Below are 20056 nucleotides of genomic sequence, written 5' to 3' on the forward strand. Positions count from 1 at the left end.
TTTATAGATTTTATTCTTATTATTGTGAAAAAAACTATTAACATAGTTACTGTTATTCAAGCAAGGACTGGTTCAAATCGCCTTCCAAATAAAATATTATTGCCACTTGCAAATAAGCCTTTACTTTTTAGAATGTACGAACGAGTTGCTGCATCAAAATTAAAAGGTACAATTGTTATTGCAACAACTACGGATCAAAGAGATGATAAAGTCGAAGAACTCTGTAAAGAATATCAGATAAATTGTTTTCGCGGTCATCCAACTGATTTGCTTGATAGATATTATAAAGCTGTAAAATTAATAAACGCTGATGCTGTTGTTAAAATACCTTCTGATTGTCCACTAATCGATGCAAATGTTATTGATAAAATTCTAAAATATTATTTGGATAATAATGATAGTTACGATTATGTAAGTAATCTTCATCCTCAATCTTACCCCGATGGAAACGATGTTGAAGTAATGAGTTTTAAAACACTAGAAAAAGCGTGGTTAAATGCCAAAAAGGATTTTGAACGCGAACATACAACTCCATATTTTTGGGAAAATCCCGATAAGTTTAAAATTGGAAATGTACTCTGGGAAACCGGACTGAATTACTCTATGTCTCATCGATTTACGATTGATTACGAAAAAGATTACAATTTCATAAAACAAGTTTACGATGAACTTTATCAATTAAACCCTAATTTTACACTTGAGGACATAATAAATTTATTAGTCAGAAAGCCTGAAATTAAAAAAATAAATGAAGAGTATTGCGGCGTAAACTGGTACAGAAATCATTTAAATGAGTTAAAAACAATTACTGCCGACCAAACAAAAATTATTTAGAAAAGAAATTAAAATGCCAAATAACGTTGGATCAAATAAAGATTATCCGATTATAAAGAAATCCGATGAATATTATAAAGTTGCGCTTGATTTAATTCCATGTACAACTCAGACACTTGCAAAAGGACCGCAGCAAAATGTAAAAGGAGTTGCGCCAAAATACTTACAACACGGAAAAGGCAGCCATGTTTGGGATGTTGATGGAAATGAATTTATAGATTATCAAATGGCTATCGGTCCCCTATCTTTAGGATATGCCTACGATAAAGTTGATAATGCAATTAAGGAACAATTAAAAGATGGTATTACTTTTTCACTTATGCACCCACTTGAAGTTGAAGTTGCAGAACTGATTCATAAAGTTGTTCCTAATGCTGAATCAATCCGTTATAGCAAGGTTGGAGCTGATGTTACTACTGCTGCTGTTAGATTGGCTCGTGCGTTTACAAAAAGAGATAAAGTATTATGCTGTGGTTATCATGGCTGGCACGATTGGTACATTGCAGTTACAGATCGCAATAAAGGAATTCCTCAAGCGATTCAGGATATGACCTACACAATTAACTATAATGATATTCAATCAGTTATTGATTCCATAGATGAAGACACAGCCTGCGTTATTCTCGAACCTTATGTTTTTGAAGAACCAAAAGATAGTTTTTTGCAAAAGTTAAGAGAAGTTTGTACACAGAATGGAACTTTATTAATCTTTGATGAAATGTGGAGTGGATTTAGAATAGCAATTGGCGGAGCGCAGGAATATTTTGGTGTTAAGGCCGATTTAGCCTGTTTCTCTAAGGCAATCGCTAATGGAATGCCAATCTCAGTTCTTACAGGAAGAAAAGATGTAATGTCTTTACTTGAGCAGGAAGTTTTTTTCTTTACTACTTTTGGTGGCGAAGCACTCTCACTCGCTGCAGTAAAAGCTACTATTACAGAAATGATTGAAAAAAATGTTCCAACTCAATTGGCTAAACAAGGTAACAAATTGAAAGTTGGATACAATAGAATCGCCGAAGAATTTGGAATGAACTATACTAAATGTGCAGGTTTTGATTGCCGCACAATTATTACGTTTGATGCTTCTGCAGGCAATCCTCTAGAAATGAAATCACTCGTTCAACAAGAAATGATAAAACGGGGAATTCTTTGGGGCGGATTTCATAATATGTCTTTCTCACATTTAGATTCAGATATTGATTATACTCTTCAAGTATATAGAGAAGTACTACCAATTCTAAAAAAAGCCATTGAAGAAAAGAACGTAAAAAGTTATTTACGCGGAGAACCTGTGGGTCCTGTTTTTAGAAAAGTTAGTAATTTTAATATGAAACCAAAGAAGAAATGACCGTTGTGTCATTCCGAACTTGTTTCGGAATCTTCAAAATAATTTAAAAGAAGCTGAAACAAGTTCAGCTTGACGACTAAAAAATAATCTATAAATAAATGAACTCACTAGAACTATTTTCACTAAAAGACAAAGTTGCAATTGTAACAGGCTCACTTGGTTTGATTGGAATAAATCATTGTGCTGCATTAGCTGAAGCAGGAGCAAATGTTGTCGTTTGCGATTTGGATGAAAACAAATGTAAAGAATTTGCAGCTACCCTTCTAACAAAATCAATTGGAGTTGGAGTTAATATAGTAGATAAATCTTCTGTTGAAAATCTTAGAGATATTATTTTAAAAGAATTCGGAAAAATAGATATTCTTATAAATAATGCCGCAATAAATGATATGTTTGAAAATCCACAGGCAGCTTCTGAAAAATCTAAGTTTGAAAATTATCCACTAGAAATGTGGCAGAAATCTTTGGATGTTAATGTTACAGGAACTTTCCTCTGTTCTCAAATTGTTGGAAATGAAATGGCTAAGGCTGGAAAAGGAAGTATAATTAATGTTGCATCAACTTATGGGATTGTTGGACCAGACCAATCAATTTATAAAAAACCGGATGGTTCGCAATCGTTTTATAAATCGCCTGCCTATCCTGCCACAAAAGGAGCTATCGTAAACTTTACAAGATTTCTTGCAGCTTATTGGGGCAATAAAGGAGTTAGAGTTAACACACTTTCTCCTGGCGGTGTTGAAAATAATCAAGATCAATATTTTATTAATAATTATTCCCAAAAAACTCCTTTAGGTAGAATGGCCTATCCAACTGATTACAAAGGCGCAATAATATTTTTATCAAGTGATGCTTCCGCATATATGACGGGTGCAAATTTAATTGTTGATGGAGGCTGGACAGCATGGTAATTGACACAAAACTGAGAGACAAAAACCTTCATTTAAGAGAAAAGGCTGAAAAAATAAAAGTTATTTTGACTGATGTTGACGGCGTTTTAACTGATACAGGAATTTATTACGGTCAAGAAGGTGAAGCACTGAAAAGATTTTCTATCCGCGATGGAATGGGTGTTGAACGATTGAGAAAGTATGCTGGGTTGGAAACAATTATCATCACCGGTGAAAATTCCAACACAGTTAAAACTCGAGCTGAAAAATTAAAGATTAAAGAATTTTATCTGGGTGCAAACAAAAAAGAAGAAGTTCTTGAAATCATAAAAAAGAAAAATGGATTTGTGAAAGAAAACATTGCATACATTGGTGATGATTCAAATGATTTTGAAGTGATGCAGTTATGCGGACTTACTGCCACTCCAGCTGATGGAATGAATTTTATTAAAGATATTTCAGATTATATTTGCGAAACTAAAGCTGGCTATGGTGCTTTTCGTGAATTTGCAGAATTGATATTGGCATTTAAGCAGAATTTTTAAAATAATTTGTAAAGAAAAATATGAGCAAAAGAGAAATTAAAGTTGGTGCTCGTTTTATTGGGGATGGACATCCGGTTTTTATAATTGGAGAAATTGGAATAAACCATAATGGTGATATTGAGATAGCAAAAAAAATAATTGCTGGCGCAAAACACGCTGGTTGCGATGCTGTTAAGTTTCAGAAACGTACTCCTGAAATATGCACACCGAAGGATCAGTGGAATCTTGAACGCGATACACCTTGGGGCAGAATGACCTATATCGATTACCGTCATAAGGTTGAATTCAGTGAGTACGAATATTCAGAGATAGATAAATATTGTAAAAATATTGGGATGATCTGGTTTGCTTCTTGCTGGGATGAACCATCCATTGATTTCATTGAACAATTTAATCCGCCACTTTATAAAACAGCTTCAGCATCCTTAACGGATTTTTTGCTTCTTGAAAAACATAAATATTTAAACAAGCCTATATTGATGTCAACAGGAATGTCCACGTTGGAACAGATTGATAAAGCAATTTCTTTTATGGATAAAAAATATTTAATGATTGCCCACGCTACCTCCGCCTATCCTTGCAAAAACGAAGAATTAAACTTAAAAATGATAGAGACATTAAAAAATAAATATCCAGATACTCCGATCGGTTATAGTGGACACGAAGTTGGTTTAGCTCCAACGTGGGCCGCGGTTGCACTTGGCGCTTGTTTAGTTGAAAGACACATAACATTAGATCGTGCTATGTGGGGCACTGATCAAGCGGCTTCTGTTGAAGTTGGAGGCATGGAAAGATTAGTCTCAAACATTCGTGATATTGAAAAATCTCTCGGAGATGGAATTAAGAAAGTTTATGAAAGCGAATTGGGACAAATAAAAAAATTAAGACGAGTTAAGTAAATAATAATATTAAGTCTCCCTGAACTTGTTTCAGGGTCTTATTAAAGAAAATAGAAAGATGCTGAAACAAGTTCAGTATGATATTTGATGGAAGCAAACATATTTGAAATTTTATTTCAAGGAATAATAAACTATATAAACGGGTTATCCTCTGCAGAAATTTTATCAACTTCATTAATAATTTTTGCAGCAATATTTTTTGTGATATTGGAAAGATTATTTCCATATAGTAAAGACCAAAAGATTTTGCGTGAAGGTTTTTTTGATGATTTTGCTATGTATACAATCGCTCAAAACTATGTTCTTAGCATTATAATTTTTAGCGGAATAATTTATTTTATTGACAATACAACTGGCATTTCGCGCTTAAAATTATTTTCTACCATTCCAATTTGGGCACAATTGATTTTTTTTGTTATAACTCACGATTTATACATTTACTGGATGCATCGATGGATGCACAAAAATAAATGGCTTTGGAGGATTCACGAAGCGCATCACTCACCAAAAAAAGTTGATTGGCTTTCCGGATCACGTTCACATCCATTAGAAATTTTGTTAAATCAGACAATAGAATTTGCACCTATAATTTTACTTGGTGCACCTGTTGAAGTTATTGCATACAAAGGTTTAATTAGTGCTATTTGGGGAATGTATATTCATTGTAATATTGATATAAATTCTGGCTGGCTACAAAAAATAATTAATGGACCCGAAATGCATCGCTGGCATCATTCAACTGGCAAGGGAAGAAATAGAAACTTTGCAACTAAATTTGCTTTTTGGGATTGGATTTTTGGAACTGCCTTTTTGCCGGAAACAAAAGCAGATGAATACGGATTGAAGACTTACTTCCCTGCCCACTATATTTCTCAAACACTTTTTGCTTTTAGAAGTTTTAAGAAATCTAAAAGTAATGTTGACTAATATTTAAACTTAATATTAAATCATTTTTTATTAGCAGTGTATTTTATTATTTGTGCTTTTTCTATCGTAACCAACCCACCAATATTAGCAGTTTCAAAAATGTTGTTTATGGTTGGGATGAAGTTTTCAATCTTTTCAAGAGTATCAACTATTTCTATAATAAACGGCAAATCTTCGGAGAGTGTTAGAAGTTTTGAAGTATGAATTTTACTATTAGCACCAAATCCCATAATTCCTTTTATTACTGTAGCACCTGCTAATCCAGTTTCTCTTGCCTTTAAAACAATTTCTTCATACACTGGCTTACCTTTTATTCTGTCACTTTCACCAATAAATACTCTAAGAAGTTTTGCTTCATTATTTGTTTGCATAAATCAACCTATAAATTTTGAAATGAGATAAGCCAGATAAATTCCTACCAAGCATAAAACCAAATTCAGTAATACATTATAGAATGCGAGAACAATTTCTGAATCACGAAATAAAGTTAATGTTTCATAAGAAAATGTTGAGAAAGTAGTAAAGCCGCCGCAAAACCCAACAGTAAGAAATAATCTTAATTCGCTTCCTATTAATTCTTTTTCATTTAGATAGAACATAATAACACCGAGAATAAATGATCCAACTATATTTACAACTAAAGTGCCGTAAGGAAATATTACAGAAATGTTTTTTTGAATATAGTTTGAAATTCCGTAACGAAGGGCGCCGCCAATTGCGGCTCCAGTAGAGACAAGGATGTAATTTAGCATCATTAAAATTATTTTTTGCCGAAAGATAAAACTAATCAGACAGTGAGCAAAATTATTTAAGAAGATTCATCTTACCGCTTTTTATTTTTTCTCCAACTTTAATATTATAAATATAAACTCCGCTTGCTACATTTTGATTATTTTGATTCTTTCCCTCCCATCTCACAACATATTTGCCAGTTGCAAGTTTTTGATTTACAAGTGTTGCAATTAAACTTCCCTGTATATCAAATATTTTTAATTCTGTGTATTGATTTGTAAGTTCGTTCGGAATCGAAAAGACAATTAATGTACTCGGGTTAAAAGGATTGGGATAGTTAGCAATTAAAATTTCAGATTGCGGAATGATGTTGCCATTAGGATTATCTTTAACATCAGTGATTAACGATGGACCATTGCCTCTAGAATTACCTGTCGAATCAGCTAAATAAATATTAACCCAATCAGGTCTTAATGCTGCTTGCAAATATTCATTATTCCATTCTTGATCCGTTAATCTTAAGAAGTTAGTGGTTGTGTATTCATAATAACTCATTACAGGCCCAATAAAAGCCGTTTCAACACCATCATTCCAGGGGGCAACAAACACACCAAGATTTATAGGACCGGTACCAACATGCTTTACCCATCCCATAATTGTTCCGCCACAATCAGTTGGAGTAGTGTGCATATCGGCGACAAGATGATCACTTTCTAAAAGGCCTGGATTTGAATAAGATTCATTACCCGCTAAATATTCATCTTTATAAAACAATTTTGGATACCATCCTTTATACGGGGTTTCACCGGAACCGCCATTATAATCTTCATATATCATACTCTGTAAGAAATGTATTTCTTGTGCAGTTAATAATTCCTGGTTTAATTCTTTTTCAGAAATCATTCTCAGTGTATCCATAACATTACCTAGCAAAGTAAAATATGCAGTAATTTCAATTTGATAACCCGGATCAGAAAAATTTATTGATTGTACTTTATTTGCAGCACTTGCAGAAAATTCCTTTAAAGTCTGATAAAATTCCGGGAATGGCTCAACATAACTATATGGATATGAACAAATGGTTCCGCCGGTATAAGATTGTTTTGCATAAAGTAAGTTATCATGCCTTAACTCTGCCCAGGAAGCAAGTTGAGTATTCATTTTCTTTTGCCAGAATGCCGCTGTCTTCATAAATTGAGGCAGATAATTTCTATCCTGCGGCGGATTTAATTTCCTAATTATACTTAACCAATTAGAATAAAAATTTGCCTCCCAAAATTCATCATCGTAGGAATCAATTAGATATCGCAATGCGGCAAGGTTGGTGGCATAGTGATACTGATTTAATTCATCAACAAGTAATTGTGCTGATGCTGAGTTACCAATTGAAAATAGTACATCTAGTAAAGATGGAAATAAACGGCAATATCCTCCTGCAATCCTATCATAAACAACACTGGCGGTGATGTAAGAATCAATAACAAATCTTTGTCCGAACAACATAAATGCTGAAGCAGGAACAATGCTGTCAGGACTCATTGGATCCCCGAATAAAATCTGTGACAAAATAAGTTGATATGCAAAACTTTGATTTTTTAGAGTGTCCTGGAATTCGACAACTTTCATACTATCTAATAATTCATCTGCATCTGTTAATGAAACGGCATTTTTTAAATATCCAAGATTATCTAAAGTTACGTTATCCTGTTCGCCGGCAAATATTTTAATAGCATTTTCAATTTCTGTATAATCGTCATAAGAATTTGAAGCATCAATTAATTCTTTAATTAGATACGAATCAATTATTTGACGTTTAACATCATCAAAAGAAGGAAGCGGGCAAATAGTTGAATCGAGTGCAATAGGTTTTGTTAAATACAATTCTGTTCTTCCCAGCCACATCATTACCCTAAAGTAATTTGGCAATTGTGTGGGATTCATTATACCTGGTTCTTCATAATAGTGGCCGCGTGGTTTAAACTGGCTCCAATCAATAACTCTGCAAACATCTGCAAATAAATTATACGAACACATTTGTTCATCATTAATTAATTGTAATATGGTATCTACTTTTCCGGTATTGTCGCTGTAGTAAGGATTTACGTTTAACTCGAACAATTTTAGCGGAACGGTTAGATAAACATCTACATCTTTAAGCATCGTTAACATTTCTGGATTGTTCCCGTACTTTGTATTCAGATAACTTTGTTGCGAATGTAACGTTTGCAAAAGTGATTTTACTTTCTTTATCAGAAATCCGAGTTCAGCATCTTTTAAAATTCTATCGTATGAGATGTGAAAAGCATGCAAAATTGCATCTGTTGAAACAAATACCGGTAAATCTTTATGGAATATTTCAAGAAATGATTCACCAAAAGATAACTTTTCCATTCTTTCTGAAACGATAAATCCATTACGCGAAATTAAATCTAACTCATTAGAAGTTAAGCTATACTTATTAGTAATCGAATCTAAATATCTAGTATTGGTTAAAGGCAAATTCAGATCCCCATAAAATAAACCAGCGGAATACATCTGCATCAAATCCTCTGAACTCATATTTTGATGATTCTGAAGAAATTGTCTGTAGGCATCTATATTAAAGTTAGATTGGCTGAACGAAACGACAGATAGCAAAAGAATAGCGGTGATTAATAAAATTGATAGCTTTTTCATTTTATTCACCTATTTTTTTTGTAAACGTAATGAATTTAAAGAATAATATCAATTGCCAGATAACAAATAAAAAAATCCCGACAAGAAAAATACTTGTCGGGATTTATATAGTGACCCCAAGGGGATTTGAACCCCTGTTACAGCCGTGAAAGGGCTATGTCCTAACCACTAGACGATGGGGCCAATACGTAAAAGAACTTCTGAAAAAATGCAGTTTTAAATGTTTGGGTGAGCGATGGGGATTGAACCCACGACCCCCAGGGCCACAACCTGGTGCTCTAACCAACTGAGCTACGCTCACCATTTAAAGAACAAATTTGTTTAGTACGCCCGAGTGGACTCGAACCACTAACCCTCAGCTTAGAAGGCTGATGCTCTATCCGATTGAGCTACGGGCGCTCAAAATCCACAAAATCTTAATGAACTACTAAAGAATTGTTGTCGGGGCGGCAGGATTCGAACCTGCGACCTCCTGCTCCCAAAGCAGGCGCGATAACCGGACTACGCTACGCCCCGAAATATCATAAATCTTAAAAAACGAGGTGAAAATATATACGTTTGCCTTCTAAAAAACAATTTTTTGGTACTAATAGAATCTTTAAATTGCCAATAACAAAAATCAATCGTTTTGAAATGAATTTCGCCTTTTTTGTATCTCGAAGATATATCCTTTCTAATAAAGACTCCAGATTGCTAAATCTGATTTCTGTCATCAGTATTGCAGGTATCTCTCTTGGCGTAGCAACTCTTATTATTGCTTTAAGTGTTTTAAATGGTTTTGAAAAAACGCTTACTCAAAAAATCACTGATTTTGATACACATATAAAAATATTTTCTTATAAAGAATCTCTGCCTAATGCTGAAACTTATTTAGCTGAATTAAAACTGAAGCATAATGCTGAAATAGACTACATATCCCCGTCAATTTCTAAGCTTGCAATAATTAGTGCGAAAAAACGTAAAGAAGGCATAAATATTAAAGGTGTTTCTGAATCAAACGAAATTAAAAAGATTAAATCAAACCTAGTTGAAGGTGATTTAAATCTGGAAAAAGAAAATTCTATTGTTATCGGAAAAACATTAGCAACAAAACTATTATTAAAAATTGGGGATAAAGTTACTTTGTTTGCTCTAAAGAATGATAAAGTTCCATCACTAACAGAACTGCCAAATATTCAAAACTTTTTTGTTCAAGGAATTTTTGAAAGCGGTATGGCTGAATATGATAATATGATTGGCTATACTGGAATTGCAGCCGCTCAAAATTTATTTTCAATGCCAGGTGAGATTAATGGAATTGATATTAAACTAAAATCTGTAAGTAAAATTGATAGTCTTGCCCATGTTATCCGAAAAGAGTTGCGATATCCATACTATGCCAGAACTATTTTTGAAATTTATAGAAATATTTTTTCGTGGATTGAACTTCAGAAAAAACCAATACCAATTATTTTAGGATTAATAATTATTGTTGCGGTTTTTAATATCATTAGCGCATTGTTAATGCTCGTGCTGGAAAAAACAAATTCAATAGGTGTATTAAAATCATTAGGTGCTAAAGGCAGAGCAATTATTAAAATATTTATTTATCAAGGAATTTATTTAGCTTTCATTGGAATTGCATCCGGCAATATACTAGCATGGCTGTTGATGACAATTCAACTGAAGTTTAATGTTATTAAAGTGCCATCTAGTGTTTATTTTGTAACTAAAGTTCCTATCGAAATGAGCCCGGATGTATTTCTATTAATCTCAGTGGTCACGTTTTTTCTTTCTATATTGTCTGCAATCATTCCAAGTTATTTTGCATCAAGAATAAATCCTGTAAAAGCTTTGAGGTTTGATTAATGAGCTACGAAAAATTTATTGCAAAACGTTATCTCCTATCAAAGCATAAGATTAATTTTATAACAATTATATCTTTTATTTCGATAACAGGAATTACCATCGGTGTTGCTGCGCTTATTGTTGTTCTATCCGTATTTAACGGATTTGGAAGTTTAGTTACATCATTTCTAATGAACTTTGATCCGCATCTTAGGGTGGAATATAAAATTGATAGCAAGAATGAGGATTACAATAAAGTTGCTGCAATTTTAAAAGATACTCCCGATCTAAAATCATTTGCCCCTTTTGTTAGCGGAAAAGTTTTGGCATTCAATAGCGGAATTACACAGGTTATTTCACTCAAAGGTATTGAACTTAAATATGCTGACAATCTCTATAATATTAAGGACAATATTTTATTTGGCAGCAGTGAATTAAATGAAGAAGATAAAACACCAGGAATGTTAATCGGATTAAGATTAGCGGATCGTTTACAAGTTCTCGTTGGTGATACGGTTACTGTTATTTCCCCTGCCGGTATTGAAAAAATTATTACTCAGTTTGGAATGCCAAACACACAGCAATTTGTCGTAAATGGAATTTTTAGTTCTCAAAATAATGAGTACGATGAAAGTTTAGCTTTTACTTATTTAAGTGAAGCACAATATTTATTGGGCTACAAAAACAGTTATCAAGGATACGAAATAAAACTCAATAACTCCGATAACTCATTTAAAGCTAAAGATTATCTTGAATTAAAATTGGATAACAATAAGTTTGAGATAAACACATGGTACGATTTTCATAAAGAACTTTATTCTGTTATGCAAATTGAAAGATGGGTTGCATATATTCTACTTTCACTAATTATCGCTGTGGCAACTTTTAATATTCTTGGCTCCCTCTCAATGTCTGTAATCGAAAAGAAAAGAGATATTGGGATTCTAAGATCGATGGGTGCTAAAGAAAATTCTATATTAAAAATATTTATGTACGAAGGTTTGATGATTGGTTTGATTGGAACAGGGTTAGGAGTTCTGCTAGGATATTTTGTCTGCTTCCTCCAGTTGCAGTATAACATTTATCCGCTCGATCCAACACAATACAAAATTGATTCGCTTCCACTGCAATTAAGGTTAGCAGATTTTTTTGTAATAGCCGGAGTTTCATTGTTCCTTTCGTTCATAGCATCGCTTATACCTGCCAAAAGAGCCGCTAAAGTTGATGCATTACAAGCAATCAAATGGGAATGAAAATATGAATATCATTTTATCATCAGAAAATATTTCTAAATCATATCAATCCACTAAAAAAAATAAGCTGGAAGTTTTAAAATCTATTTCGTTTGAAATTGAAGCAAATAAAATTTCAGTTATTGTTGGAGCCTCCGGTGCCGGTAAATCTACTTTACTGCATTTGCTTGGTGGACTTGATAGACCCGACACTGGCAAAGTATTTTATGAACAGAAAAATATTTTTGATTACAACAACGATAAACTTGCCAAGTTTAGGAATGAAAATATGGGATTTGTCTTTCAGTTCCATCATCTACTGCCAGAGTTTACTGCTGTAGAAAATGTTTCAATTCCACAAATGATAAAAGGTGTAAACTTAAAAGCTTCTTCTAATAATTCTTTACGGTTATTAGAAATTGTTGGATTAAAAGATCGTGCGGATCATAAACCTGCTGAACTTTCAGGTGGTGAACAACAAAGAGTAGCAGTTGCACGTGCACTTGCTAATGACCCTAAAATAATTTTTGCGGATGAGCCAACAGGTAACCTCGATTCTGCAAACAGTGAATCTTTACACAAATTACTTTTTGATTTACGAGACAATTTTAACAAAACATTTGTTATCGTTACTCACAATCCTGATCTGATGAAGCTTGCAGATGTAATCTTTGAAATTAAAGACGGTATCATAAGTAAGAATAAGTGATTAATTCAGTTTATCTAATCAGGCTTCTTCCAACTGATCAAAGTCATAAACCAAACATTTATTCAATTATTGAAATAAAAACACGAGCACAGAGTTTTATATCAAATAATTGTTGCTTGTTGACAATTAATATTTTAGAAACTATGTTAATAATGAATAACTAATAAAATATATTATCTCTTTTTTGGTTACAAACTAACTTAAATCAATTAATTTCATTCGGAGGCAGTATGAAATTCCTTAGTAAGCTCTCTTTAGTTCTAGTACTTTTCTTAACGTTTTATTCTTATGCACAAGATGTCGATCAAGATGCTATGATGAAAGAATGGCAAACCTATATGACTCCGGGTCCAGAGCACGAAATGCTTGCTGGAATGGTTGGCGAATGGGAAGGCGATATTACAATGTGGATGGATCCATCTCAACCACCTCAAACTATGAAAGGAACAACGACCTACGAATTAGTTATGGATGGTAGATACTTAGTTGGTCATTTCTCTGGTATGATGATGGGAATGCCATTTAATGGAATGGACTTAACTGGTTTTGATAATGCTTTAAAAGTATATCAGAATGTTTGGATTGATAATATGGGCACAGGTATGATGATAACAGAAGGAACTGTTGATAAAAGTACAAATTCAATTACTTACAACGGACATATGGTTACACCAAACGGCAGTAAAGCAAAAGTTAGAAATGTTGTTAAAATAATTGATAAAGACCATTCAACTTTTGAAATGTTTGTTGATATGGGTACAGGAGAAACCAAGTCAATGGAGATTAAGTACTCAAGAAAATAATATCCCAGTTTAATCTTCACTATTCCCTCTCCTTCCTTTAATTCATTTATTCTGAAGGAGAGTGATTTTTTATCCAAGCATTGTTAAGAGTACCTGATTTAACTATTTTTTGTATAGTGCGATTATAAAATAAATAAAGTGGAATTCAATTTGATTAGTGATCAGCAAACTAACAGCTTATACAAAGCAGAAGATATCTTAAACAAATTACAAAGTGTTTCCAATCTGCCTCCAATTCCTAAAGTACTTCAGGAAATCTCTCAATTATTTAATTCGCCCGATATATCTGCCCGAAAAGTAGAGATGATGGTTGAGAAGGATCCCTCTTTAACGTTAAAAGTGTTATCAGTTGCCAATTCCCCGTTGTATGGTTTACGAAGAAATGTAACAAGCATAAAAACGGCAGTTGTATTACTTGGCATGACAGAAATAAAATCAATCGTTACTTCTATCAGAATGGCTTCTACTATGAGAATGAAATCGGATAAATATTTTAATCCCGATAAATTCTTAAATCATTCGATGGTTGTTGGAATGCTTGCGCAAAGAATGTCTAAAGATCTGGGATTTAACTTTGAAGGAGATGGTTTTGTAGCAGGTATGCTGCACGATATGGGAATTCTTATTATCCACGAATATCTTGCTAATGAATTTCTTCAAATTGTGGGGTACTCTGTTCAAAATCAAACTACGTTCTTGGAGGCTGAGTACAAAGTCTTGGGATTATCGCACCAGGAAATCGGTGAGTTTCTCACGGATAAATGGTCACTTCCTTCAGTGCTTTCCGATGCACTACAATTTCATCATATACCTTCTAAATCAAAAGAAAATAATTTTCTTACCGCAGTTTTACATGTAGCTGACTATGCCACCTGTAAATTTAATATGCCCGGTATTACGTGGGATGAAAATTACATCTTCGATGATTCCATAATTGAATTATTGAATTTTTTATCTCCCGAAGGCGTAGATGAATTTGTTGAAGCGTATAAGGTAGATTACCTTGAAGCTGCTAAAGCACAAATGATATAAAAACAGTGATAACTGATTATCTTAGTTCTTCCTATTCACATTCTGACTAATTCTGGAATGTTTTCATTTATTCATAAAATAGTGTTGTTTCTTCATTCGCAAAATAATCAACAACTTCAATAATTTTTTATAAATTCGTGATGAAAATTTGATCCAAGTCCTACAATCCAAATATTTCCATTTTGGTCGATATCCATACTTAAAAATCTATTAATATTATACTTATTCAAGTTCTTTTGAATCTGTTGAGTGGAATAATGAGCCACTAAACCTGTTTGTAAATTAAGAATTACTATGCCATTTTCGCTTGAAAGAGCCCATAGATATCCGGATTTATCTGCAACCATACCAACTATATTAAAATAGTTAACCATATGATTTACTCGAATTAATTTTTCCCCTTCCCGAAATGAATTCTGGTTAGGCTAGGTGTTTCCTCTCCCATTTCCCTTTATCTTTGCTAAGGATGACGAAGAGGAATGAGCAAGGATTTAATGCAAAATTGCGGAATGACTAAATGGCAATTTTGGTCCTTTAGTAATCTTAAATCCCGCTTGTTCTGCCTTCTTTAAAGTCGATTCAAATTCTTTTTTAGAAACGTGAAATAGTTTTGGTTCGATCAGAAGAAATCGACCATTTTCAAGAAGAGTATTTTTTAACAGTTTAAATAAATTATCTTTATCCGGCACTTCGTGAACCATATAAAATGCTAAAATAAAATTAACTTTTTCCGGAATACTAAAACCATTTACCTCACTTTTAATAAGTTGAATTCTTGATTCTAATTCGGTTCCAGCAATTTTCTTTCTAATTAAATTCAACATTCCTTGTTGAAGATCAACAGAAAATACTTTTCCATTTTCTCCAATCATTTTAGCAATGTCAATAGAAAAGAAGCCAGGTCCGCAACCAACATCAAGAACTTTCATTCCATCTGTTAAATAAGGTGATAATAACTTTTGCGGATTTTGCAGCCACCTTCTAATTTTACTATCCAACGAGCCTGAAAGTTCTACAGGACATACCCTAATTTTGGGATCAGTCATAATAACCTCTAAGTTAAATTATTCTTATCATAGGTTCTTAACTCTAACGCTAATGAGAGATAATTATTAAATGAACCTAAGAAACTTAAATTTTTATTATTATAATCTCAATTAACAATTGGCAAGTGATTAATCCGATTGCCAGAAAAAAGTTTTAATCAGAGGTAAACAAAGCGGAATTCTCACTCATATAAATTATTTATATCTTCATTAGCAATCTCAATAATTAGGTGTGCAATTTTATCAACTACATCATTAAAATATTTTTCACCTTTTTCTTTTGTTGCTTTGGCAGGATTACCTATACCAGTATCTGCTGTAACCTTTGACCATTTTCTTTCAGTCCACGCCCAACCTTCCTGAATTCCTTTAATCTTTATTATTTTCGCTTTCCCATTTCCTGCTTCAGTTAGAGGTAGAACTAAATCAGGTGACAAGTGCATAAGCAAACTTGTTTCCATTTCATCTGCGTGATCACCGTTATTCTCAAAATAACTTTCTTTTGGAAGAGCCGTAAACCAATTACAATAGCTTAAAAACATTTTTGGAAATTTTAGTCCAAGTTCCCTAAGTATAGGTTTAAAATCGTTACCTCCATGTCCATTAACTATTAAAAGTTTAAGAATATTTTGCCGATTTAGAACTTCAATTAAATCATTTAATATTGCAGCCTGCGTGCTTGGGTTAATATTCATATCAAGTTTAATATCAGTCTGCCCTGTATTAACGCCAAATGGAATTGTTGGAAGAACTACAATTTTTGCGCCTTTGTTAAAAGCTTTTTCGGCAGCAGATATTGCAATATTTTCAGATTCAATAACATCAGCGGAATATGGTAAATGATAGTTGTGAGCTTCTGTTGCTCCCCAGGGTAATATTGCAAGATCAATTGAACGTTCTTCAATATCTTTCCAGTTGTTTTCAGCAAGTATATATGGGCGCATTATCTTATTCAATTCCTATGTTATTAAAATATTCTTTGAAAACTTAGCGCAATAAAAAGTTTAAGTCAATTAGTAAAAGGCGTATAACAATCCCCTTTCAATTATCAAATCATCAAATAAACATTTTTATCTTTTGCCATATTTCATCAATTTTCATTTTCGGTTTACGGCATATAAATATATCAACATTTTCAAACGGCATACCGTATTTATCTGTGTGAGAAGCTGCGAATTCAACAGACTCAAAAAATTCTCTATTATCCTTTTTGTTTGATCCAATCACAATCCAGACAGTATTTGTGTCTACAAAATCAGGGTAACCCCAGAACCAGTAACTGTTATGCGCGGAAACAACAGGTGGAAGATTATAGGTCTTCCTATAATAATCTATCGCCCCTGCTTCACCATAATTCTGTCCGAATATAACAACATTATTTTGTTCGGATTTAGGTAGAGACTTAAAAACTTGACTGGTTTGTAACGCAAGATTCTCCCATCCAAATCTATCACTGAAAAACTGAGGCAGAAGACCCAATTCACTTTTTTCAGAATTTTTTGGAGTCACTCCATGCCTAGCACTATAATTAATAAAAGCATCAACATTTAGCACCGGAATTGCAAAAGGTGTAGTAAAGATATAAAAAGGCAAAAGTATTATTAAAAGAACATATCCTAACCACTCACGCAGATAATTTTGAAACAGAATAGCAGCACCTGCAGCACCGATGGCTAATATCACGGGATACAAAATTCCCATATAGTAAGGTTTGCCATTATTGAATACGAAGATCAGAAAAATTGTAATATATATAATTCCAATTGCAATAAAGCGTCTACCCTCTTTATTAAAAAATAAAAAATAAAATGCGGTTAGGAGAAAAAGAGAATTAAAAGGATTTAGTTCGTTTATAGAAATAAAGAAAAATTCCACTAGGCCCATTGCTTTATTTTTATACAACGCAGCATTGTGAATGAAAGTGAGCGTTGGAAAACCATTAGCAAATTGCCAGATTATATTAGGAAGGAATATAATAACTGCTAATCCCGCCCCAATCCATAATTCTTTAGTAAGATAATTTTTTCTTAAACCTGTAAAAAGAAGAGCAAAAGTAAACCCTACACCAAGAAACAGGAATGTTAATTTATTTTGTAATCCAATTCCGAAAAGAATACCAATATAAATCCACAATTTTTTATCATCGGTTTTTATTAGCCTGATGAAATAATAAAACGTAATTGTTGAAAGAAGAACATCAAATACATTCATAGAAAAATAACTTCCACCACCAAGAACAACACCGCAAAATAAAACGGAAACAGATGCTGTAATTTGTGCTAATCTTCCTCCTCCTAATTCACGTGTTATAATTCCAGCCATAAACACAGTAACACAAGAAGCAATATAAGCGAAAATTCTAATACCTAATATTGAATCTCCAAATAAACTGGTTGATATATTTAGAATTAGTAATGATAAAGGTGATTGATCTACATAACCGAATGCAAGATGACTAGAGCATTGCAGGTAGTAAAACTCATCCCTGAATAACCCGTAATTACCGGCAAATACAAGAAGCAAAATTAACTTAAAGAGTGAAATCGAAATAAGGATTACATTGTCTTTTGCTGAAGAATTTAATTTATTCATATTAACATATCTCTAAAGTTTTCACCCTAAGTTATAAAATAAAAATCGATATATAGTAAAAATATTAATAAGAGATAATACTCATAGGCTTATTTTCATCACTAAGTATTTTATAAAGAATTGGATCTTGAAGAACAGATTTAATTTTAATAGTTTCACCATCAATCAACATTTCTGCATTTAGCAATCGAACACCATGACTGTAATCCACATAAGTATTTTTATGAATGTTAGTTAGGGGCTGTATCGGAGTGCCATCAAGTTTATGCCAACCGTAAATTACCACGTTGGCAGTTCTTAATGTATCAGCTATTTTATTACTAATAACAACATCTTTTTTTATTCCTCCAGTTAGTTGTCCAAGCATTCCTTCTGCATCAATATATTGATTTTGAATTTCTTGATTATGATCCAGGAACTTTGCAACTAAAGTATTTTCATCACCAACAGGTTTATATGTAACCGGATCAAGTTTTACGATGCAATGAGCATAAATATCATTAACAAGTTTGCGTGTAGGCATTACAGCACCAAAAAGATCAGCAATTTTTTGGGCTGTTTGTGGTCCCATCGGGATTCTGCAAAAATCTTCATCTGATCCTACTGCAAGATAATCCGGCATAACTTCGTAAGTACAAAAGTGATCTTTACCAGCTGAATCCTTAAACGTGTTTGTAATCTTTGTAAGTGTTCTTAGAAATTCAGGAACGTTTCCAGCTGAAATCTCGTTATAAATTTCCTGTTCCCTTTCTTCAAAGCTCAAACTCATTATCTTATTCATAAACTGGGAACCTGTTATAGAGCTGGTAGGTCTTGGTGGAATCATTAAAATATTAGTTAATATTTTCCCATCCTGAACTAAATGTGAATATGCACGCTCACCAAAATATTTATAACCAACGCATTCCTGCTTTGTGCCTGAAAGTATTGATTGGATAAAACCGTTTAACTCAACTTGTACAGTATGTAGAATTAATCTTTCAGGATTTTTTTTAAGAATAATTTTAATGCGTGAATTTAAAGCGGTGTAAGTTATAAACTCATCATTTTCATCAGTGGTAAATGTAAAAAAATTATCCAGATAATCTTTAAGCATTTTGCTTCTAAACCACGTTCCACCTTTAGCACTTACAATCGGATTATCATTGTAAAGTGCAATGCTGTCGTTGTATGCTATAACACTTAAATAATGTTCATCCGATTCGTTAAGCCAATTAACTATAAGCGGTCCATATTTATCATCATATCCGTAGTTACTATCTAAAAAAGAAATTCGCTCAATATTCATTGGTATTTCTCGAACACCATCTAAATAACCAAAAGTAAAACTACCGCCGCCGCTATGTCCTGTTAGAACAATGGAAGGATTATAATCCATAAATAAAACTGTTAAATAATTAACTATGGAATCAATAATTGTAGCGTAATCAGAATGTTTGGATTTCCAGGAAGGCCAGCTTTTTTGAGAAGTTTCTAAATATGCAATTACCACATTATAATTTGTTAACTGGTTGCGAAGAAACCTGGTTTGTGCCCCGAGATGCTGAATATCGAAATGCCAATCATCTCCATCTTTTACTTTCTTCCCGATTGTTTGTTCGATTGAATTTCCATTCGGCAAGGCAAACAGAATTAATTTAGTAGGTTTGTTTATAATAAATTCTTTAACTGGTGGCGCATTAATTAGAATTTTGATATCGGGATTGAAATTAAAATTACAAACCTGTTCATTAAAATATGAGCTTGTTATAAAACCGGAAAGATTTATTACGTTAGATAATATTTTAGTCTCTGATTGTAAGATTTTATTTTGTTGAGGAATACTAAAAGGATTTATTAAGAGAATAGTTAAAAGGTTTATAATTAGGAATCGTTTAGTTTTAATTAAGATCATAATAATTAAGAGCAACTAGATAATAATTAATTTATTACGCAAAGTATCATATTTGTATAGCAAGTAAACT

General features: G+C 32.8%; 19 protein-coding genes and 4 tRNA genes. 11 read left to right on the top strand and 12 right to left on the bottom strand.

Going from position 1 to position 20056, the window contains the following annotated elements; all coding sequences use genetic code 11:
- Positions 1-36: 36 nt before the first annotated feature.
- The 6 genes from IPJ23_04985 (at position 37) to IPJ23_05010 (ending at position 5443) form a co-directional block, all read left to right on the top strand.
- On the top strand, positions 37-834 hold the full coding sequence (locus IPJ23_04985; GenBank protein MBK7630050.1) for a glycosyltransferase family protein: 798 nt from the start codon (positions 37-39) through the stop codon (positions 832-834).
- A gap of 13 nt (positions 835-847) precedes the next feature.
- Complete coding sequence (locus IPJ23_04990; GenBank protein MBK7630051.1) at positions 848-2182, top strand: aminotransferase class III-fold pyridoxal phosphate-dependent enzyme; 1335 nt, start codon at positions 848-850, stop codon at positions 2180-2182.
- A 98-nt stretch (positions 2183-2280) separates the two neighbouring features.
- The gene (locus tag IPJ23_04995; GenBank protein ID MBK7630052.1) at positions 2281-3093 is read left to right on the top strand and encodes an SDR family oxidoreductase; all 813 of its coding nucleotides are present in this window, start codon (positions 2281-2283) and stop codon (positions 3091-3093) included.
- Positions 3087-3617 (top strand): HAD-IIIA family hydrolase, encoded by a 531-nt coding sequence (locus IPJ23_05000; GenBank protein ID MBK7630053.1) that lies wholly within the window; start codon positions 3087-3089, stop codon positions 3615-3617. The genes IPJ23_04995 and IPJ23_05000 overlap by 7 nt, the downstream gene beginning before the upstream one ends.
- Positions 3618-3637: 20 nt before the next feature.
- Complete coding sequence (locus IPJ23_05005) at positions 3638-4516, top strand: N-acetylneuraminate synthase family protein (GenBank protein ID MBK7630054.1); 879 nt, start codon at positions 3638-3640, stop codon at positions 4514-4516.
- A gap of 87 nt (positions 4517-4603) precedes the next feature.
- On the top strand, positions 4604-5443 hold the full coding sequence (locus tag IPJ23_05010) for a sterol desaturase family protein (GenBank protein ID MBK7630055.1): 840 nt from the start codon (positions 4604-4606) through the stop codon (positions 5441-5443).
- Between the two features lie 20 nt (positions 5444-5463).
- Here IPJ23_05010 and IPJ23_05015 read toward each other — a convergent pair whose 3' ends face one another.
- From IPJ23_05015 to IPJ23_05045, 7 genes are all read right to left on the bottom strand, one after another.
- Positions 5464-5814 (bottom strand): DUF190 domain-containing protein, encoded by a 351-nt coding sequence (locus IPJ23_05015; GenBank protein MBK7630056.1) that lies wholly within the window; start codon positions 5812-5814, stop codon positions 5464-5466.
- A 3-nt stretch (positions 5815-5817) separates the two neighbouring features.
- Positions 5818-6198 (bottom strand): fluoride efflux transporter CrcB, encoded by a 381-nt coding sequence (gene crcB / locus IPJ23_05020; GenBank protein MBK7630057.1) that lies wholly within the window; start codon positions 6196-6198, stop codon positions 5818-5820.
- A 49-nt stretch (positions 6199-6247) separates the two neighbouring features.
- On the bottom strand, positions 6248-8851 hold the full coding sequence (locus tag IPJ23_05025; GenBank protein MBK7630058.1) for a DUF3160 domain-containing protein: 2604 nt from the start codon (positions 8849-8851) through the stop codon (positions 6248-6250).
- A gap of 111 nt (positions 8852-8962) precedes the next feature.
- A tRNA-Glu gene (locus IPJ23_05030) sits at positions 8963-9034 on the bottom strand.
- A gap of 44 nt (positions 9035-9078) precedes the next feature.
- Positions 9079-9152: transfer RNA gene (locus IPJ23_05035), tRNA-His, on the bottom strand.
- 24 nt (positions 9153-9176) lie between these two features.
- Positions 9177-9250 (bottom strand) — tRNA-Arg (locus IPJ23_05040).
- 42 nt (positions 9251-9292) lie between these two features.
- A tRNA-Pro gene (locus tag IPJ23_05045) sits at positions 9293-9367 on the bottom strand.
- A 117-nt stretch (positions 9368-9484) separates the two neighbouring features.
- On the opposite strand from IPJ23_05045, the gene IPJ23_05050 reads away from it, so the two are divergent.
- From IPJ23_05050 to IPJ23_05070, 5 genes are all read left to right on the top strand, one after another.
- A complete protein-coding gene (locus IPJ23_05050; GenBank protein ID MBK7630059.1) occupies positions 9485-10699 on the top strand; it encodes an ABC transporter permease in 1215 nt (404 codons plus the stop codon).
- Entirely contained in the window at positions 10699-11931 is a 1233-nt protein-coding gene (locus tag IPJ23_05055) for an ABC transporter permease (GenBank protein MBK7630060.1), read from the top strand. The genes IPJ23_05050 and IPJ23_05055 overlap by 1 nt, the downstream gene beginning before the upstream one ends.
- A gap of 4 nt (positions 11932-11935) precedes the next feature.
- Positions 11936-12619 carry an ABC transporter ATP-binding protein gene (locus IPJ23_05060; protein ID MBK7630061.1) on the top strand — a complete coding sequence of 228 codons (684 nt, stop codon included), beginning with the start codon at positions 11936-11938 and terminating at the stop codon, positions 12617-12619.
- A 230-nt stretch (positions 12620-12849) separates the two neighbouring features.
- On the top strand, positions 12850-13422 hold the full coding sequence (locus tag IPJ23_05065; GenBank protein MBK7630062.1) for a DUF1579 domain-containing protein: 573 nt from the start codon (positions 12850-12852) through the stop codon (positions 13420-13422).
- Positions 13423-13560: 138 nt separating this feature from the next.
- Positions 13561-14454 (top strand): HDOD domain-containing protein, encoded by an 894-nt coding sequence (locus tag IPJ23_05070; protein MBK7630063.1) that lies wholly within the window; start codon positions 13561-13563, stop codon positions 14452-14454.
- Between the two features lie 116 nt (positions 14455-14570).
- Here IPJ23_05070 and IPJ23_05075 read toward each other — a convergent pair whose 3' ends face one another.
- The 5 genes from IPJ23_05075 to IPJ23_05095 all read right to left on the bottom strand — a co-directional run bounded on the left by IPJ23_05075 (position 14571) and on the right by IPJ23_05095 (position 19986).
- Positions 14571-14828 (bottom strand): hypothetical protein, encoded by a 258-nt coding sequence (locus IPJ23_05075; protein ID MBK7630064.1) that lies wholly within the window; start codon positions 14826-14828, stop codon positions 14571-14573.
- Positions 14829-14945: 117 nt separating this feature from the next.
- Positions 14946-15500, bottom strand: a complete 555-nt coding sequence (locus IPJ23_05080; GenBank protein ID MBK7630065.1) for a class I SAM-dependent methyltransferase — start codon at positions 15498-15500, stop codon at positions 14946-14948.
- A 182-nt stretch (positions 15501-15682) separates the two neighbouring features.
- The gene (locus tag IPJ23_05085) at positions 15683-16444 is read right to left on the bottom strand and encodes a creatininase family protein (GenBank protein MBK7630066.1); all 762 of its coding nucleotides are present in this window, start codon (positions 16442-16444) and stop codon (positions 15683-15685) included.
- 112 nt (positions 16445-16556) lie between these two features.
- Positions 16557-18092 carry a glycosyltransferase family 39 protein gene (locus IPJ23_05090; GenBank protein MBK7630067.1) on the bottom strand — a complete coding sequence of 512 codons (1536 nt, stop codon included), beginning with the start codon at positions 18090-18092 and terminating at the stop codon, positions 16557-16559.
- Between the two features lie 64 nt (positions 18093-18156).
- Positions 18157-19986, bottom strand: coding sequence for a hypothetical protein (locus tag IPJ23_05095; GenBank protein ID MBK7630068.1), 1830 nt, complete (start codon positions 19984-19986; stop codon positions 18157-18159).
- Positions 19987-20056: the final 70 nt, after the last annotated feature.

It is taken from the genome of Ignavibacteriales bacterium, from assembly GCA_016709765.1.
Lineage (GTDB): Bacteria > Bacteroidota > Ignavibacteria > Ignavibacteriales > Ignavibacteriaceae > IGN3.

Bases quoted from the DNA above. Each gene is read 5' to 3' on its own strand.
- IPJ23_05095 (MBK7630068.1), bottom strand. From the start codon at position 19,986: ATGATCTTAATTAAAACTAAACGATTCCTAATTATAAACCTTTTAACT.
- IPJ23_05005 (MBK7630054.1), top strand. From the start codon at position 3,638: ATGAGCAAAAGAGAAATTAAAGTTGGTGCTCGTTTTATTGGGGATGGA.
- IPJ23_05050 (MBK7630059.1), top strand. From the start codon at position 9,485: ATGAATTTCGCCTTTTTTGTATCTCGAAGATATATCCTTTCTAATAAA.
- IPJ23_05080 (MBK7630065.1), bottom strand. From the start codon at position 15,500: ATGACTGATCCCAAAATTAGGGTATGTCCTGTAGAACTTTCAGGCTCG.
- IPJ23_05075 (MBK7630064.1), bottom strand. From the start codon at position 14,828: ATGGTTAACTATTTTAATATAGTTGGTATGGTTGCAGATAAATCCGGA.
- IPJ23_05065 (MBK7630062.1), top strand. From the start codon at position 12,850: ATGAAATTCCTTAGTAAGCTCTCTTTAGTTCTAGTACTTTTCTTAACG.
- IPJ23_05000 (MBK7630053.1), top strand. From the start codon at position 3,087: ATGGTAATTGACACAAAACTGAGAGACAAAAACCTTCATTTAAGAGAA.
- IPJ23_05090 (MBK7630067.1), bottom strand. From the start codon at position 18,092: ATGAATAAATTAAATTCTTCAGCAAAAGACAATGTAATCCTTATTTCG.
- IPJ23_05025 (MBK7630058.1), bottom strand. From the start codon at position 8,851: ATGAAAAAGCTATCAATTTTATTAATCACCGCTATTCTTTTGCTATCT.
- IPJ23_04990 (MBK7630051.1), top strand. From the start codon at position 848: ATGCCAAATAACGTTGGATCAAATAAAGATTATCCGATTATAAAGAAA.
- IPJ23_05085 (MBK7630066.1), bottom strand. From the start codon at position 16,444: ATGCGCCCATATATACTTGCTGAAAACAACTGGAAAGATATTGAAGAA.
- IPJ23_05010 (MBK7630055.1), top strand. From the start codon at position 4,604: ATGGAAGCAAACATATTTGAAATTTTATTTCAAGGAATAATAAACTAT.
- crcB (MBK7630057.1), bottom strand. From the start codon at position 6,198: ATGATGCTAAATTACATCCTTGTCTCTACTGGAGCCGCAATTGGCGGC.
- IPJ23_05015 (MBK7630056.1), bottom strand. From the start codon at position 5,814: ATGCAAACAAATAATGAAGCAAAACTTCTTAGAGTATTTATTGGTGAA.
- IPJ23_04995 (MBK7630052.1), top strand. From the start codon at position 2,281: ATGAACTCACTAGAACTATTTTCACTAAAAGACAAAGTTGCAATTGTA.
- IPJ23_05055 (MBK7630060.1), top strand. From the start codon at position 10,699: ATGAGCTACGAAAAATTTATTGCAAAACGTTATCTCCTATCAAAGCAT.
- IPJ23_05060 (MBK7630061.1), top strand. From the start codon at position 11,936: ATGAATATCATTTTATCATCAGAAAATATTTCTAAATCATATCAATCC.